Origin of the sequence: Hassallia byssoidea VB512170 (assembly GCF_000817785.2) — a bacterium.
GTDB lineage: Bacteria > Cyanobacteriota > Cyanobacteriia > Cyanobacteriales > Nostocaceae > Hassallia > Hassallia carrinoi.
The window spans coordinates 18,374-34,194 of the sequence record NZ_JTCM02000068.1; the positions used below are offsets into that span (position 1 = coordinate 18,374).

Below are 15,821 nucleotides of genomic sequence, written 5' to 3' on the forward strand. Positions count from 1 at the left end.
CCAAAATTACTAAGTGAATTTTTCCGTCTTTTAGCAGAGACAATTTTTGTCAAGTAACTTATATTGTTACTGTTGTCTAGCCAGAATATTTTGATTTGAGATAATGCGTCATGTCGCAAAAATCATCTTAAAAACCAAAGCTTCGCATTATTTAGGGTTAATTATTTGGATTGTTCCGTTATTATTATTTAACAATGGACAACATAGCCTCATGCCTCAAGATGAAGCTATGTATGCTGTGCGTGCCCGCTGGATGCTAGAGTCGGGAGATTGGATAACTCCCCAATCATGGGGGGAACTAGTTTACGAAAAAACGCCTGGTTTTTACTGGTTGCTAGCAGCTTTTTACAAGATATTTGGCATTAATGAGGTAACATCTCGACTACCTGCCCAAATCGCTTGTATTTTCAGCTTATTGCTTACCTACGAGATTGCAGTTATTCTGCTGAATAGACGTATCGCTTGGTTAGCTTCGGCAATTCTCGGTGTATCGTTTCTTTGGTTGCAAAGTAGTAGATTAGCTACGGCAAATACAGTTACGATTTGTGTAGCACTTTTAGGATTTTATTGTTTATTAAAAGCAGAATTAAATCTAAAATATCACTTTTATTGGAGCTTTGGTGCAGGATTTAGTTTTGCGCTGGGCTTTTTAATTAGGGGTCAACTAATATTTGTACCGATGATAGGTTTATTACCTTATTTAATTTGGGAACATTCCCGACATCGACATCTTTCAAACCCAATATTTTATCTTGGTTTTGTAATAGGGTTAATTCCCTCACTTGCTTGGTTTTGGTTAAGTTGGCAGCGCTATGGTGGGATAGTTTTTGAACAATTCTTCGCTTTAGCTGTGAGGATAGCTGCGGAAAAGCGTAATGGTAATTCGTGTTTATTTTATCTTTGGAATACTCCTCTTAAGACTTTTCCTTGGGGGTTTTTTAGTCTTTGGGGCACAATTCTGATTTTACGCCATCCTATTTTTCGATATCGGTTGATATTAGTTGGATGTCCTTTAGTTATTTTGACAGAAATTAGCCTGATTTCTACGCGCTTACCCCATTACGCACTAATACTTTATCCAGTGATGGCAATGCAAGCAGCAATTGCTTTTGATTGGCTGTGCAAAATTTATGATAATAAATTAAAAACAAAATATTTTGTGTCTCTACCCCGAAATTTAAGTTATATATTCGGGGGTTTGGGTGGTTTGATTTTTTTAGCAGCAATCCTACTTTATACAGACATTTTACCTATTGCTATCGGTAAGGATGTAGATATTATAAGTTACAGACAAATAGCGCTAATTTTAGGATTGGGATGGCTAACCTTGCCTTTAATATGGATTGCGCGTCATCGTTTTGGCAAGACATTTTTAACTGCTAAGTATTGGTTGGCAAGTTGGTTATTAACTGCATGGCTGGCTTTAGCTGCGACTGGTGCGATAGGATTATTAGGAAATTATAATCCGGATGTGAAGGTGTTTTTGCAGCAAAGAGCGATCGCACGAGTCCTTGAAAACAATTCTATCAACTTTGTGGTACAAAAAACCGAGGCTCTGACAACAGGTGGAGATGAAGCACTATTGTTGCTAACGTTTTATACTCCTCACTGGGGACAGCGATTTAAGCAAATTCAACAGCTTCCACCCGGAAATTATGCCTGGGTTAGTCCAGAATTCTCGGTTGTCTCTACTGCTTATCGGCAATTAGGGACTTTCCGGGGATGGAAGTTGATTCAATTTGAAAATGGATAATAGGGAATTGGTAATAGGTAATTGGTAATTGGGAACGTGGTAATAATTCTTCCCCTTTCCCCTTTCCCCTTTCCCCCTCTTCAAATCCCCATTCCCCCAATCTATCTTACCCTTTGCCGCGTATGTCGCATATCAAGTCCTTGCTTAATCCAAGTTAAGCATTCATATTCTGACTTGAATAATTTTGGCGCGGCAATATTATTCAATAATTCCGGCGGATAATGGTCGTAGAAATATTTATCATCCTGTTGAAAGACGATAATCAAATTTTGGTGGTACGTGTAGCGACGCTGAAAACTATCGCCATGACTGACAAAATCTGAATGTTTCTCAATATGTTCTTTGGCAATCTCAATGATATTACTCAAGCTATTGCCATAGATTTCTGCCGGATTTTCTGCTTTGTGAAATTGGCTTTTCTGCCCTATTTCTGACAAAAGTTTGTAAGAATAAATCTCGTAATTATCCGCTTTGCCATAAACAAAGGGGATGATGAGATACCCTTCAAATGAAACTGAACTTTCATAAAGAAGACGGCTCATCTTGACCTCCTATTATGTAAATGCTCCCTGAATCAAGCTATTGCTTTGTTGAAAACGCAATAATTTACGCTCGCAAATAGCTTTGGTAGATGGTTTTGTGATATGTGGTAAAAATTAGGAACAACGCAAACAACTGCTATTTACTTGCACGCTTGGCGGCGTGTTGTTTACGAGAAGCTGAATATTTAAGTTACTAATTGGGCTTCTTAGTCGTTTGTAGTGCCTATCTTCAACTTACCATAACAGGTTGACTGACAATAACTATGAGGGGTGCAGGGGTGCAGGGGTGTAAGGTTGTAGTCGGCGCTTCAGCGCTGAAGCGCTGACTACAATGGAGGTTTTAAGCTTCGACTTTTACGCCTCTCCAGAAAGCGATATAACCCTCGATATTTTTCGCTCTCTCCTTGGCGGTGGGATAGTACCAAGCAGCGTCTTTGTTGACTTGTCCATCAACTTCGATGCTGTAATAATTCGCGATGCCTTTCCACGGACAAGTCGTGTGGGTGTTACTTTCCTTAAAGTATTGCTGGTTAATTGCGTCTTTGGGAAAGTAATGATTGTTTTCCACGACTACTGTTTTATCGCTTTCGGCTAATACAGCGCCATTCCAAGTTGCTTTTGCCATAGTGGTTTTGTGAATAAACTTTACACTTAATATTTTGACACTTACACAGCTGCAAGGGTTGGAATTCTGAGAGATGAAAAAATACAGATATCGTTATGTCTCTGTTGTAGTATGACTTGGGCGTAGGCGTAGCCCGTCGTAGACATCGCTACCTCAAGCTTTTGCTAAATACAATGTGTGAAAATTGAAGTAATTTTCACATACACTAACTAACAGTGAATTTATGGTAACTGTGACGCTGACGGCTGTTGCTACTGCGATCGCTACTACACTGTGGACTAAAGCGCAGGAGAAAATCGGCGAAAATATCGGCGATGCTACATGGACGCTAGGTGGTAAGTTAATAGAAAAGCTCCGCCAGAAGAATAAGTCACCATTACTCACCAGTGCTGTACAAGCAAATGAACCGCAGCGTTTAGATTATGGTCAAGCAGTGCTGGAACTAAAAGCAGCAGCAGACGCAGACCCAGAAATTGCTCAAGCTGTTGTGGAAGTGGAAACAGCAGCAAAAGCAGAACCAAAACTCACTCAAAAAATTCAAGAAATAGAAAATACCCTCAAGTCTCAACAGCCAACCATTCAAAATCTGACGCAGCTTGCAGAAAAAATTGGGAAGGAATATGATGTAAAATTTCCTGATGATTGCCCTTTCCCTAATGATGTAGAAATATTATTAACTGACCTACCTTGAACTTTAAAGAGCTTCCGGTATCCCTTTTCTTATTAAATCTAAAATACTTTCTTAATTCGTAGTGAGCGGTTTACCGCTCAAAGCAAAGATTTCAACGGCTAAAGCCGTTACTACGTTAAAGAGAGTTTATTTATACCCATTTACTTGAGCGATCGCCCGACATATTATCTACTTAATTTACTCAAACCAATCTTTTCCTCCTGGTAATTCTGCTAAATAATTATCAATAATATCTGGTAAGTCTTTGGGATGATATTTATAAGTTAAATCTAAAAGTTGTTGAGTAATATTATTTAATGTTTCTCTATTAAGTCTTTGGGAAACTTGGCTAGGCTTTAACGTACCTGCAAAAATCTCAGCGCTGGCTGGTCTAATTGCCACCGCTACTGCTTCTTCTAAATATTCTGACCAGTCATCAGCTTGAATATAATAAGATTTTTTATTATCTTTAATATTTAATTTGGCAATTTGAATTACTGAATCAGAGATAGAAGCAATCCAAGAGTTGGTTAAACGCTGTTCAATTTGGTTTTTAATTAAATGAATACATAATCTAACTAAAAAAGCTTCTATTTTTCGCAGAGTTGCCTGTTTACTCATCTCCTCTAAATCATCAATAATCTCTAGGGCATCATCATAACGATGCTCTAAGATACTTTGTCTTAATTCTATTAATTCTTGTGTCATAGTCAACGAATAATCCTATGAATGAAATACTAGCATTCCTGAACAATTTGGGACTGTAAACCATGCATCTAGAAATGTAATACCATTTAATGTGAGTTAAAATCCTGATATCTTCGTAACTACCCTGGCAAAACGTCCCAAAAAAGCGATCGCTATGCTTCAGTATCCCAATTTAGAACAAGCGCTAAAATATAACTTTGGCTACGATAGATTCCGCCCCGGACAGCGGCAAATTATCGAAGATGCGCTCCAAAATCGGGATTTACTCATTGTTATGCCTACGGGGGGAGGAAAATCTCTCTGTTTTCAACTACCAGCTATTCTGAAAAAAGGCTTAACGGTGGTGGTATCCCCGCTGATAGCTTTGATGCAAGACCAAGTGGAATCATTGCGAAATAATAATATTTCCGCAACATTTCTTAATAGCAGTCTTGACCCTTATAGAACGCGATCGCGTGAAGAAGCGATTCTCAAAGGTAGAGTTAAATTACTCTACGTTGCCCCAGAACGCTTGTTAAGTGAAAGATTTCTGCCATTTCTCGATTTAGTACATCACCAAGTCGGGATTTCTGCCTTTGCGATTGATGAAGCGCATTGTGTCTCCGAATGGGGACACGATTTTCGTCCAGAATACCGTCAGTTGCGATCGCTGCGGAAACGCTATCCAAATGTACCGACTCTCGCACTTACCGCCACAGCCACAGATCGAGTCCGCAATGATATTATACAACAACTGGGATTAAAGCGACCAAGTATTCATATTGCCAGTTTTAACCGTCAAAATCTCTATTATGAAATCCTTCCGAAAACGAAGTCTGCTTACGCGGAAATATTAGAAATTGTCAGAGAAAATGAAGGTTCGGGAATCATCTATTGTCTAACGCGCAAAAAGGTTGATGAACTCACTTTTAAACTGCAAAATGATAAAGTTGCTGCACTTTCTTATCATGCAGGTTTAACTGACGAAGAACGCACAAGCAATCAAACTCGATTTATTCGCGATGATGTGCGCTTGATGGTTGCAACTATCGCTTTTGGGATGGGAATTAATAAACCGGATGTCCGATTTGTAATTCACTTTGATATACCGCGTAATTTAGAAAGTTACTATCAAGAATCAGGCAGGGCGGGTAGAGATGGTGAAGCATCTCGGTGTACAATGTTTTTCAGTTATGGTGATATTAAAACGATAGAATGGAGTATTAATCAAAAAACCGATCCGCAAGAACAATTAATCGCGAAACAACAATTACGTCAGGTTATTGATTATGCGGAAGGGACAGATTGCCGGCGGACAATTCAGTTAGGTTATTTTGGTGAACGTTTTCCGGGTAATTGCGGTAACTGTGATAATTGTCGTTTTCCCAAACCGATGCAAGATTGGACAATTGAAGCGATGAAATTTCTATCTTGCGTAGCGCGTTGTAAAGAAAGATTTGGGATGCTTCATATTATTGATGTGTTACGAGGAGGGAAAACACAAAAGATTACCCAAAACGAACATGATAAACTTTCTACATACGGTATTGGCAAAGATAAAAGTGTCGATGAATGGCGAATGTTAGGGCGATCGCTTTTACATCAAGGCTTATTAGAACAAACGAACGATGGTTACTCTGTCTTGAAATTGAACGCTTTAAGTTGGGAAGTAATGCGAAAACAGCGTACAGTTTCCCTCGCGATTACTGTAGCACAAAAGCCGATTTGGGAAGGTGACAGCGAGAAAGCACAAGAAGTGGAAATGCTAGTTTATCGATTGCGATCGCTTCGCAAACAACTAGCCGATGAACAGTCTGTTCCACCTTATGTTGTCTTTCTTGATTCTACTTTAAAATTGATGGCACAAGCCAAGCCGAAAACACTCGCTGAATTTGGTAAACTTTCGGGTGTTGGTAGTCATAAACTCGCGCAGTATGGCGAGATATTTCTGAAAGAAATTCGTGCTTACTGTCTTGAACTTGGTTTATCATCAGAAAAAGCTAATGTTACTTCTACACCTTTTGTTGCCTTACCTACAGAAACTGAATATTTTACTTTACAGTTACATCAACAAGGTTTAACTGTGGAAGAAATTGCTCAAAAACGCAATTTTCGCCCCACAACAATTATCCGTCACCTTTCAGATTTAATTGATAAAAATCAGCCAGTAGATTTAAATTTGTTGGTTCCGCTAGAAAAGCAGCAGAAAATTTTGCAAGTGTTAGAAATTCTTGGGGATATTGCTTTAACTCCAATTAAAGAATATCTTGGTGATAATTATAGTTTTGATGAAATTCGTTTGGTTAGGGGTAAATGGCGACGGGAAAGTAAGAAGTTAAAATAGAGATCATTGAAAAAAGTCCGTAGGCTATAAACCTGGGACTATAAGAACAAACTTTTGTCAATTTTAGGAGATGTATTGTGACCATTAACTATCAAGTTGCAGCGATCGCCGATCTTACTAGTCTCTTAGAGTTTGTTCGAGAGTTTCATCACAATGAGAATTTGCCATTTGATGAAAATATTGATCGCGATGTACTCACACAATTTTTAACTGATGAGTCTTTAGGGAAAGGGTGGCTAATTCAGCAAGAAGATGATGCGATCGGCTACATTATTTTGACACTTGGCTACAGCTTGGAATACCGGGGACGAGATGCCTTTATTGACGAGTTTTACCTTCGCCCCAAGTATCGCGGGCAAGGGATTGGAACTCAAACATTGGTATTTGTCGAGGATGCCTGCCGAGTTTTGGGAGTCCAAGCACTTCATTTGGAAGTAGATTTTGAAAATCCTCATGCCCAACGTCTTTATCACAGAAGCGGGTATCAACGTCATGACCGTTTTCTCATGACTAAAGATTTACTAGCCCCTTTGTTGTGAACAAGAGGAAAATCTGGGACACAACCACGGCGATCTAAGCAATCTCTCAATAGTTTGCATAAGTTAGGCGATCGCTAATCGATCATAAAGAAGAGCGAAATTAATACGCGAACTTACAATTTTCGCTTCTCCTTGGTCTTCTTTACTTACTTAAATTAGCCGTCGGCGCAAAAATTGGATGCTTCCGTTACAATATTATATCTACACAAATAGCGCAATTCGGGTAAATTGTATGCTAACAGAAAAAATACGCTGGACAATTCAAGATTTAGAACTTCTACCTGAAAATGAAGGCACAAAATACGAGATAATTGATGGAGAACTATTTGTGACCAGGGCACCACACTTTAGACATCAGCAAACTTGCCTAAAAATCGGTGGCAAACTCGATGTTTGGTCTGAAATTAGTGGTCTAGGAGAAACAATTCCCAGTCCTGGTGTTCTGTTTTCCGAATCAGATAATGTGATTCCAGATGTGGTTTGGGTTAGCAAGGAAACTTTGGCACTAATGGATGAAGCGGGACATTTAACTGGTGCGCCTGAGTTGGTAGTTGAGGTATTATCTGTAAGTAAAGAAGACCAAAGAAGAGATAGAGAAGCAAAACTGAAGCTTTATTCTTCCAGAGGTGTGAAAGAATATTGGATTGCTGATTGGCGATCGCGCAAGCTAGAGGTTTACTGCCGCGAACAAGGTATACTCAAGTTGGCAGTAACTCTTTTTAGTGATGATACTATAACTTCTACCCTATTACCGGGTTTTAGTTGCAGTGTAGTAAAATTTTTCCCAAACTAAGTATAAACGCTTCGGTCTGACGACAAGCCCATGCAGCGTCTACGCTACAACCAAATCCAAAAATTAATAAGTTGGATTTCATGACATTGAAACCCAACCTACAATACAGTTTAAGGAATACTTGGAACTTATGAAGAGGTGTTTTGTGCTGTTGTGGCAATTGGCAATGGTGCAGTCCGTTGGGTTCTTTGAACCAAAATTAAAGATAGCAGCTTGGGTAAGGTAAGGCAAGCGATCGCAGAAATCAGTGTCAGGAATATACCATTCATCAAACCCATAAATCATTGCCCCTTTTTTAGTATTGTTGATTACTCTTTTTAGTTTGAGGCATAATTACTCAAATTTGACAAATGCAATAGTCAGAATTTCTTTTGGTTGTTATAAAAAATAATTAAGATACGTTTTGTTAAGGTAAAATATATTTTTTTGTAGAGAAAATTTTTACTTCAAAAGTAACTCATTTTACCATATGCGTTCAGCTTACCATAATAAAGCATTTTTGTAGTAAGGACTTCAGTCCTTATATGATTAGATGAGGACTAAAGTCCTCACTACGAATTTTCTACGCAGAACATTTGGCACAAAAATTAGGACGAAACTTACATACGGGGCTAGCGGTTAATGAGTAACTTGTACAATACGGAAAACTGGTAATTTCGTATTTAGTTTTCTGTGTTGTTGAGTACATTTGCAATCGTTGAATATATTTGGTTTTCAAACTAAAAAAGAGAGATAGAAGCCTTGGGAAAGCAAGACAACCAAATATATTGATTGATGTTAGTAATATAATATCTAGCAAATCCATAGGTAATCACCGCCTGTTAGTAATAGGTGGTCAACTCCAGGATGAAGTATAAAATTTTCATCCTTCGCTCTCCACGTCAGTTATTGCTGTTAGTTACAACTAGTTAAGAGCAAGTTTCATTGCTTTTAATCTATGTAAACTGATCTTAACATATATTTATTTAAATATCTTCATCAAAATCTGGAAATTCTTTATAAATACAAGTAGTTGTGTATCTTAAAGTCGGCTATTTTAGTCAGATGACAGAATATGCACGCAAAACATAATAATTTATGATTTAGGAGATGATGTGTAATGTCGAAAACTTCTGTTACTGCTGATATATTTTCTCAGATTTCTGAGCGAGAGCGCCAAGCATTAAAGCGTTTGGCAGATTTTTCCAATGTGGAGACGTTGCCGGAAATTTGGGATTTGGTAGCAAAACGATGCGGTGATACTGTCGCTTTGCGCGATCCTCACTCTAAACCAGAAGTTGTGATTACTCATACGCAGCTATTAGAAAAAATTAAGCAATTTGCCGCAGGTTTGCAAGCGTTGGGGGTAAAAGTAGGCGATCGCCTAACTTTAATTGCTGACAACAGTCCCCGCTGGTTTATTGCCGATCAAGGTATTCTGATGGCTGGGGGAGTAAATGCGGTGCGTAGTTCTCAAGCCGAAAAGGAAGAATTGCTGTTTATCATCGCTAATAGTGGTAGTACAGCGCTGGTAGTCGAAGATTTAAAGACACTGAATAAATTGCGATCGCGTCTCAACGATTTGCCAATTCAATTTATCATCTTACTTAGTGATGAAGCACCACCATCATCAGAAACTTTGAAGGTGTTGAACTTTTCGCAATTGATGGAAAGTAGCGCAAATCATACTTTACAACCAGCGCGGCAAAAACGCAATGATTTAGCAACTTTAATGTACACGTCTGGCACTACAGGCAAACCTAAAGGCGTAATGCTCAGTTATGGTAATTTGATGCACCAAGTTACCACCTTTGGCACAGTCGTACAACCAGAAATAGGAGATATTATTCTCAGCATTCTTCCTAGCTGGCACGTTTACGAAAGAACAGTTGAATATTACTTACTTTCTCAAGGTTGCACCCAAGTTTACACTAATTTGCGTTCTTTCAAAAAGGATTTGCAACAATTCAAACCAAATTATATGCTGGGCGTACCGCGTTTGTGGGAATCGATTTATGAAGGTGTGCAAAAGCAGTTTCGCGAACAACCTGAGAACAAACAACGTTTAATTAACTCGTTACTGGCGATTAGCGATAAGTATATCAAAGCGCGGCGAATCGCGGAAAATTTGAGTTTAGATCATCTTGATGCATCAGCGATCGCCCGATTATCAGCAAGTATACAAGCATCTGCATTGTTTCCCCTTCATGCTTTAGGAGAAAAACTGATTTATAACAAAATCCGAGAAGCCACGGGAGGAAAAATTAAGCAGATGATAAGCGGTGGTGGTGCGCTTCCCAAACACATCGATAATTTCTTTGAAATTATTGGTGTCGAGATTTTACAAGGTTATGGCTTGACAGAAACTTCTCCGGTAACAAATGTGCGTCGTACTTGGCGGAATTTACGCGGTTCATCCGGACAACCACTTCCGGGTACAGAAAATAAAATCGTCGATCCAGAAACTCGTAAACCTTTAGCAACTGGTGAAAAAGGTTTAGTGCTGTTGAAAGGACCGCAAATTATGCAAGGATATTACCAAAATCCGGAAGCGACAGCAAAAGCAATTGATGCCGAAGGTTGGTTTGACAGCGGAGATTTGGGTTGGGTGACACCAGAAAAAGATTTGGTGCTGACTGGAAGGGCAAAGGATACGATAGTCTTAAGCAACGGCGAAAATATCGAGCCGCAGCCGATTGAAGATGCGTGCGTGCGATCGCCTTATATCGACCAAATCATGCTTGTAGGGCAAGATAAGCGCAGCTTAGGTGCAATGATAGTACCAAACTTAGAAGCTCTGCAAAAATGGGCAGAAAGTCATAATCTAGAATTATGTATACAGGACGACAATGTTACCGAGACGACAAGTCAAAAAATAAACCTTGAGAGTAAAATGAGCCAGGATTTATTTCGGCAAGAATTGAATCGGGAAGTGCAAAATCGTCCAGGTTATCGAGCGGATGACCGTATTGGTCCATTTAAACTAATCCTGGAGCCGTTTTCTCTGGAAAATGGCATGATGACACAAACCTTAAAAATTCGTCGTCACGTCGTCATGGAACGCTATCACGATATTATTGACGGCATGTTTGCCTGATAATTTCCATTGCAAACAAATAGAGTGAACGTGAAACTTTTATGGATGTCTCCAAACCTCAACTGCTTTTAAAGCGAGTCGTTAACGTCAAAGTGATTGTCACTCCTCTTTGGAAAGAGGAAGTACAGCAGCAACTGCAAACGCAGATCAATCAAACCGATCAGCAATTGCAACAGCTAGACACTCAAGGACAAAGAGCGATCGCTGAAATTCAAAAGCAGAGTTTACAACCTCCAGGACCCCAAACCCTGCAACAAATCGAAAATATCCAAGTCCAAGTCAACCAAAAGAAAAGCGAACTGCTAGAGCAAAAAAATCAAAGTTTGCAAAACCTCCAGCAAGTGCAGTTTCTAGAATTGGATCAGGAAGTCCCCCAATTTCAAATGGAAGGCTTTTTCCGCGTCGAACCAGGTGATAACCTGATCAGCAAAATGCAAGTCGAAATCGTTCTGCGGGATGGGGTTGTCGAAGAAATTCGCGGTGACGTTTAAATTCTCAGCGCTTGCTCGTACAGACGTTCCATTGGAACGTCTCTACTCGTACAGACGTTCCGGCGGAACGTCTCTACCTAATTCAAAATTGCATCTATCCACAGGTAGAAATTGAATTTTTGTGGGGGCGGTTTCCAGACCAACATTGTACCTGGGAACCTGCCCAGACAATTTGCCAAACGGGGGGTGAACTAACTAAAAGCGATCGCCCAAAAGTTGTCATCTCCACGCGGTATTTAACCGTACCGACAGCATTATCCGCTTGCTTCATCTGTGTAATCGTCACCATCGCTTGATTTGGTTGCGGATAAACTACCTCCACCTTTCGCGTTGCTTTCTCTGATACCACATCATCAACAGCATTCAGGGCAAGTGTAGCCGGATCGCTACCCTGGAGAGAAGAATTTAGATTTTGTAGAGGTATAGTTTTATAAGTTGCTCTTTCTGTATATACCTCAATATGTTGAGCTTGTGGTATCGCCGAAAATTGCTGTTGTTGTCTGTTGTCATTACCCCAAATCGATGCTGACGGTTGGCGCTGCATGATATAAAATCCAGCCCCAACAGTGGCAAAGATACTTAGTATGAAAATCAAAAATAACTTCAATCCCGACATAAAATTAAACAGAAATTTCAAACACGTTGATTACCAACTCAGAATTTTAGATGGAAATTTCACCCCATATCCTCTACATTTCAGTAGCTTTTTTATCTTAGTGAGCGATGAAGAGGAGAATAAATCATATAGACCTTTGCTTTGTCTTTAGGTTCCGGGAATGGGGAGTGGGGAATAGGTAATGGGTAATGGGTAATTGGGAATGGGTAATTGGGAATGGGTAATTGGGAATGGGGAATGGGGAGTCAAAAGTCAAAAGTCAAAAGTCCAAAGTCCAAAGTCCAAAGTCCAAAGTCCAAAGTCCAAAGTCCAAAGTCCAAAGTCACTTATATTGACCATTGACTCTTGACTCTTGACTCTTGACTCTTGTCCCCCAAGTCCCCCTTGTCCACGCCAGTCGCTACAACGGAGGAGACCTCCGCAACGCGCTGGCTCCCCAAGTCCCCCTTGTCCACGCCAGTCGCTACAACGGAGGAGACCTCCGCAACGCGCTGGCTCCCCTTGTCCCCCCCTCCCCCCCTCCCCCCACTCCCCACTCCCCACTCCCCACTCCCCCTTCTAGCTCTAAAATCTAAAATCGAACATCCAAAAGTCCTGGGTCAAGCTACAATTCGCATAAAGCAAAAGCTGTTAAAGTCCATAAATTATCGATTTCAAAACCACCCAACTATGAGCATCCAAGAAGTATTTATGCCGGCGCTGAGTTCCACCATGACTGAGGGCAAAATTGTTTCCTGGGTGAAATCTCCAGGCGATAAAGTGGAAAAAGGCGAAACAGTGGTGGTTGTTGAGTCAGATAAAGCAGATATGGATGTAGAATCCTTTTATGAGGGATATCTTGCCACAATTCTGGTACAAGCTGGTGAAAGTGCCCCTGTAGGTTCAGCGATCGCGTTATTGGCAGAAACAGAAGCCGAAATAGAGCAAGCATTAGCCCAAGCGAACGTAGGAAGCGAAAAAGCTGCTACTTCCGAAGTTACCGCTGCCACCGCACCCGGACAAATGGCAGCACCAGCCACACAAACACCTGCCTTAGCATCTCAAAATGGCTCCAATCATCGGGAAGGACGGCTGATAGCTTCACCCCGCGCTCGCAAGTTGGCGAAGGAAATGAAGGTTGATCTAACTAACCTCACGGGTAGCGGTCCCTACGGACGCATCGTGGCATCAGATGTCGAGGCGTCTGTTGGTACTAAGCAACCTGCCGCACCCGTTGCATCTCCACCCCCTGCACAAGTCACCAAGACCGCTGCACCTGCACCTACACCTGTCGCCGCATCTGCACCTGCACCCATTCCCGGTCAAATAGTGCCTATGACCACCTTGCAAAATGCCGTAGCGCGGAATATGGTAGCCAGCCTCTCCGTGCCCGTAATTCATGTAGGTTACACAATTACTACTGATGCCTTAGACAAGCTTTATAAACAGATAAAATCTAAAGGTGTGACAATGACAGCACTACTAGCGAAAGCCGTAGCGGTGACATTGCAAAAACACCCGTTGTTAAATGCTAGTTACTCAGAACAAGGTATCGTGTATCATTCTGATATCAACGTTGCTGTAGCAGTGGCAATGGATGATGGCGGATTAATTACGCCCGTGTTACAGAATGCAGACATGGTGGATATATATTCTGTATCGCGTAATTGGAAATCTTTGGTAGAGCGTGCGAGAGTCAAAAAGCTGCAACCAGAAGAATACAACAGCGGCACATTTACCGTGTCGAACTTGGGGATGTTTGGTGTAGATAGATTTGATGCAATTTTGCCACCCGGACAAGGTTCAATTTTAGCGATCGGTGCATCCAGTCCGCAAGTTGTAGCTACGGCAGACGGTTTGTTTGGCGTCAAGCAACAAATGCAGGTAAATATTACTTGCGATCACCGGATTATTTATGGTGCTGATGCTGCGGCATTCTTGCGAGATTTGGCGAAGTTAATTGAGACTGATACTCAATCTTTGACAATGTAATTTAAATTCATCCGACACAATATTACATCAAGTAGAGACGTTCCGTCGGAACGTCTCTACATTAGTTTTTGGGCAAACTAATATCTAACTGACTTACGACAACACGCTAAAATATCTAGTTGAACAGTATCCAGAACAATTCATCCGCTGGTTACTAGCATCGGAACCGAGGGATATTCAAATCCTGAAAACCGAATTAAACCAAGAACCCATCCTTTGCTGACTCAGTAACTTTTCTGCAAACTGCCAACCAAATTTTGCATATAGAGTTTCAAACTTTACCTGCATCGTCACCGCCGGTTGCGGATGCTAGACTACTGGGTGCGGCTTTATCGTCAGTACAACTGCGATATTGAGCAAATAGTAATTTTTCTTAAACCCACTTCTTCAGAAGCTGCATTTGTTGAGCAATTTACAGCGCGTAATACCTCTCACCGCTACCGCGTCATCCGAATGTGCAAGCAAAACCCAGAACCTTTGCTGACATCTTCTGCTTTACTTCCCTTGGCAACTCTAGCACAAACAGATTCGCCTGAAAGTTTGCTGACCTCAGATTGCAGTCAAAGTGAGTATGATTGAAGAAACAGCAATCCAGCAAAGCATTTCGGCATGTACACAATTGCTAGCGGGGTTAGTATTCGATACAGAACTAGTTCGTCAACTTTTTCGGAGGGAAGATATGAGAGAATCTGTAATTTATCAAGAAATTCTCCAAGAGGGAAGAGAAGAAGGAAGACAATCAGAACTAAGGCTTGTTAAACGCTTACTAACTCGTCGAATTGGTGCAATTAACCTTCAACTACAGACTCAGATTGAGAATTTATCTCTTACACAATTAGAAGACTTAGGGGAAGCATTACTAGATTTTAATAGTGAGACAGATTTGGTTAATTGGCTGAATAATTTAGCAAGTTAGATTGCGTTCTATGCTCACTTGTGCGCCAAAACAAAAAAAGTAGTAATATCTAGCCAAACACCTTCCTCAGTTGCTAAAACTTCAACTTGTGTTGCATATTCAGCCTTGATTTTTTCGATTTTCTCTACCGATAATTCCAACAAGGGATTTTTGGGGTGAAGCCAAGTACCACCCCACCACTTTTTCGCATCATCAACGCGCTCGATATTTACCCAAGGCGATCGCACAGGCTGAAGAAATAGCAGTTTCAAAAAAGGCAGGCATGTGGAGCGATCGCAACGCTGTAGCACCAAGGATTTCACAGAAGCAACCGGCATCGGACAATAAGCAAGTCACGGTGTTACACTGCACAACTCGCTTTCAAATAAAAAAGACGATAAATTAATCACTCAAAAAATTTGGTCGATTTTCATTTATTTGAACTAAATTTTATTCAATAAGTCGAAGATGTGACATCTACTAATTAACAAAGTCGCGCCACATCCCAGTCATCGAGTAGGAATCACTGATTTCAATTGGGCTGAATTGCTGAAAACCGTACCGTTCGTAAAATGAGATATTACGAGAATTAGAAGACACAAGATAACAACCAAATTTTTTTGTATCGGCATAATTCAGAACTGGTTTTAACAAACTCTCGCCAATTCCTTTTCCCCGTGCTTCTGGTTTCAGAGCAATAAAAAGCACTTCGCAATGGGGAGCTTCGGGTTCACTCGCACCAACTTTTTGGATTAGTTCTTCAAAACGTTTTCCCGATTCCCAACCGCAAAAATGCGATGCCGTCGAAATAATTTCAGC

The 15,821-nt window shown here is 40.6% G+C and carries 16 protein-coding genes and 1 pseudogene; 9 read left to right on the top strand and 8 right to left on the bottom strand.

Annotation, left to right across the window (positions count from 1 at the left end; genetic code table 11):
* Positions 1-103: 103 nt before the first annotated feature.
* Positions 104-1,753, top strand: a complete 1,650-nt coding sequence (locus PI95_RS23375) for an ArnT family glycosyltransferase (RefSeq protein ID WP_039748355.1) — start codon at positions 104-106, stop codon at positions 1,751-1,753.
* Positions 1,754-1,854: 101 nt separating this feature from the next.
* Here the strand turns inward: PI95_RS23375 and PI95_RS23380 are convergent, their stop codons facing one another.
* The gene (locus PI95_RS23380; protein WP_039748353.1) at positions 1,855-2,295 is read right to left on the bottom strand and encodes a hypothetical protein; all 441 of its coding nucleotides are present in this window, start codon (positions 2,293-2,295) and stop codon (positions 1,855-1,857) included.
* Positions 2,296-2,635: 340 nt separating this feature from the next.
* Positions 2,636-2,920, bottom strand: a complete 285-nt coding sequence (locus PI95_RS23385) for a DUF427 domain-containing protein (protein WP_039748352.1) — start codon at positions 2,918-2,920, stop codon at positions 2,636-2,638.
* 223 nt (positions 2,921-3,143) lie between these two features.
* Here PI95_RS23385 and PI95_RS23390 point away from each other — a divergent pair, with 223 nt between their 5' ends.
* Positions 3,144-3,611: a hypothetical protein gene (locus tag PI95_RS23390; protein WP_163519122.1), complete on the top strand. Its 468-nt coding sequence runs from the start codon at positions 3,144-3,146 to the stop codon at positions 3,609-3,611.
* A 177-nt stretch (positions 3,612-3,788) separates the two neighbouring features.
* Here the strand turns inward: PI95_RS23390 and PI95_RS23395 are convergent, their stop codons facing one another.
* On the bottom strand, positions 3,789-4,298 hold the full coding sequence (locus tag PI95_RS23395; protein WP_039748350.1) for a DUF29 family protein: 510 nt from the start codon (positions 4,296-4,298) through the stop codon (positions 3,789-3,791).
* Between the two features lie 154 nt (positions 4,299-4,452).
* Here PI95_RS23395 and recQ point away from each other — a divergent pair, with 154 nt between their 5' ends.
* From recQ to PI95_RS23410, 3 genes are all read left to right on the top strand, one after another.
* Positions 4,453-6,621 carry a DNA helicase RecQ gene (gene recQ / locus PI95_RS23400; RefSeq protein WP_039748348.1) on the top strand — a complete coding sequence of 723 codons (2,169 nt, stop codon included), beginning with the start codon at positions 4,453-4,455 and terminating at the stop codon, positions 6,619-6,621.
* Positions 6,622-6,698: 77 nt separating this feature from the next.
* Positions 6,699-7,160 carry a GNAT family N-acetyltransferase gene (locus tag PI95_RS23405; RefSeq protein ID WP_039748346.1) on the top strand — a complete coding sequence of 154 codons (462 nt, stop codon included), beginning with the start codon at positions 6,699-6,701 and terminating at the stop codon, positions 7,158-7,160.
* Between the two features lie 232 nt (positions 7,161-7,392).
* On the top strand, positions 7,393-7,953 hold the full coding sequence (locus PI95_RS23410) for a Uma2 family endonuclease (protein ID WP_039748991.1): 561 nt from the start codon (positions 7,393-7,395) through the stop codon (positions 7,951-7,953).
* Positions 7,954-8,081: 128 nt separating this feature from the next.
* Here the strand turns inward: PI95_RS23410 and PI95_RS35325 are convergent, their stop codons facing one another.
* Positions 8,082-8,231: a hypothetical protein gene (locus PI95_RS35325; RefSeq protein ID WP_201280574.1), complete on the bottom strand. Its 150-nt coding sequence runs from the start codon at positions 8,229-8,231 to the stop codon at positions 8,082-8,084.
* 821 nt (positions 8,232-9,052) lie between these two features.
* Here PI95_RS35325 and PI95_RS23415 point away from each other — a divergent pair.
* Positions 9,053-11,029, top strand: a complete 1,977-nt coding sequence (locus tag PI95_RS23415; protein ID WP_039748344.1) for an AMP-dependent synthetase/ligase — start codon at positions 9,053-9,055, stop codon at positions 11,027-11,029.
* Between the two features lie 41 nt (positions 11,030-11,070).
* Positions 11,071-11,520: a YlqD family protein gene (locus PI95_RS23420; protein ID WP_039748341.1), complete on the top strand. Its 450-nt coding sequence runs from the start codon at positions 11,071-11,073 to the stop codon at positions 11,518-11,520.
* A 94-nt stretch (positions 11,521-11,614) separates the two neighbouring features.
* Here the strand turns inward: PI95_RS23420 and PI95_RS23425 are convergent, their stop codons facing one another.
* Together PI95_RS23425 and PI95_RS36165 are read right to left on the bottom strand one after the other, a co-directional pair.
* Positions 11,615-12,136, bottom strand: coding sequence for a hypothetical protein (locus PI95_RS23425; protein ID WP_039748340.1), 522 nt, complete (start codon positions 12,134-12,136; stop codon positions 11,615-11,617).
* A gap of 252 nt (positions 12,137-12,388) precedes the next feature.
* Entirely contained in the window at positions 12,389-12,679 is a 291-nt protein-coding gene (locus PI95_RS36165; protein WP_236117161.1) for a hypothetical protein, read from the bottom strand.
* Positions 12,680-12,805: 126 nt separating this feature from the next.
* Between PI95_RS36165 and PI95_RS23435 the strand changes: the two genes are divergently transcribed.
* Positions 12,806-14,107: a dihydrolipoamide acetyltransferase family protein gene (locus PI95_RS23435; RefSeq protein ID WP_039748337.1), complete on the top strand. Its 1,302-nt coding sequence runs from the start codon at positions 12,806-12,808 to the stop codon at positions 14,105-14,107.
* 88 nt (positions 14,108-14,195) lie between these two features.
* A pseudogene (locus tag PI95_RS23440) lies at positions 14,196-15,023 on the top strand (Rpn family recombination-promoting nuclease/putative transposase).
* 14 nt (positions 15,024-15,037) lie between these two features.
* Here the strand turns inward: PI95_RS23440 and PI95_RS23445 are convergent.
* Both PI95_RS23445 and PI95_RS23450 read right to left on the bottom strand, forming a co-directional pair.
* On the bottom strand, positions 15,038-15,340 hold the full coding sequence (locus PI95_RS23445; protein WP_039748336.1) for a hypothetical protein: 303 nt from the start codon (positions 15,338-15,340) through the stop codon (positions 15,038-15,040).
* A 142-nt stretch (positions 15,341-15,482) separates the two neighbouring features.
* Positions 15,483-15,821, bottom strand: a 339-nt coding sequence (locus PI95_RS23450) for a GNAT family N-acetyltransferase (protein ID WP_163519124.1), incomplete at its 5' end; no start/stop codon positions are given.

Excerpts from the sequence above, each read along its gene's own strand:
- PI95_RS23375 (WP_039748355.1), top strand. The coding sequence starts at position 104 with ATGCGTCATGTCGCAAAAATCATCTTAAAAACCAAAGCTTCGCATTAT.
- PI95_RS23380 (WP_039748353.1), bottom strand. The coding sequence starts at position 2,295 with ATGAGCCGTCTTCTTTATGAAAGTTCAGTTTCATTTGAAGGGTATCTC.
- PI95_RS23385 (WP_039748352.1), bottom strand. The coding sequence starts at position 2,920 with ATGGCAAAAGCAACTTGGAATGGCGCTGTATTAGCCGAAAGCGATAAA.
- PI95_RS23390 (WP_163519122.1), top strand. The coding sequence starts at position 3,144 with ATGGTAACTGTGACGCTGACGGCTGTTGCTACTGCGATCGCTACTACA.
- PI95_RS23395 (WP_039748350.1), bottom strand. The coding sequence starts at position 4,298 with ATGACACAAGAATTAATAGAATTAAGACAAAGTATCTTAGAGCATCGT.
- recQ (WP_039748348.1), top strand. The coding sequence starts at position 4,453 with ATGCTTCAGTATCCCAATTTAGAACAAGCGCTAAAATATAACTTTGGC.
- PI95_RS23410 (WP_039748991.1), top strand. The coding sequence starts at position 7,393 with ATGCTAACAGAAAAAATACGCTGGACAATTCAAGATTTAGAACTTCTA.
- PI95_RS35325 (WP_201280574.1), bottom strand. The coding sequence starts at position 8,231 with ATGGGTTTGATGAATGGTATATTCCTGACACTGATTTCTGCGATCGCT.
- PI95_RS23415 (WP_039748344.1), top strand. The coding sequence starts at position 9,053 with ATGTCGAAAACTTCTGTTACTGCTGATATATTTTCTCAGATTTCTGAG.
- PI95_RS23420 (WP_039748341.1), top strand. The coding sequence starts at position 11,071 with ATGGATGTCTCCAAACCTCAACTGCTTTTAAAGCGAGTCGTTAACGTC.
- PI95_RS23425 (WP_039748340.1), bottom strand. The coding sequence starts at position 12,136 with ATGTCGGGATTGAAGTTATTTTTGATTTTCATACTAAGTATCTTTGCC.
- PI95_RS23435 (WP_039748337.1), top strand. The coding sequence starts at position 12,806 with ATGAGCATCCAAGAAGTATTTATGCCGGCGCTGAGTTCCACCATGACT.
- PI95_RS23445 (WP_039748336.1), bottom strand. The coding sequence starts at position 15,340 with ATGCCGGTTGCTTCTGTGAAATCCTTGGTGCTACAGCGTTGCGATCGC.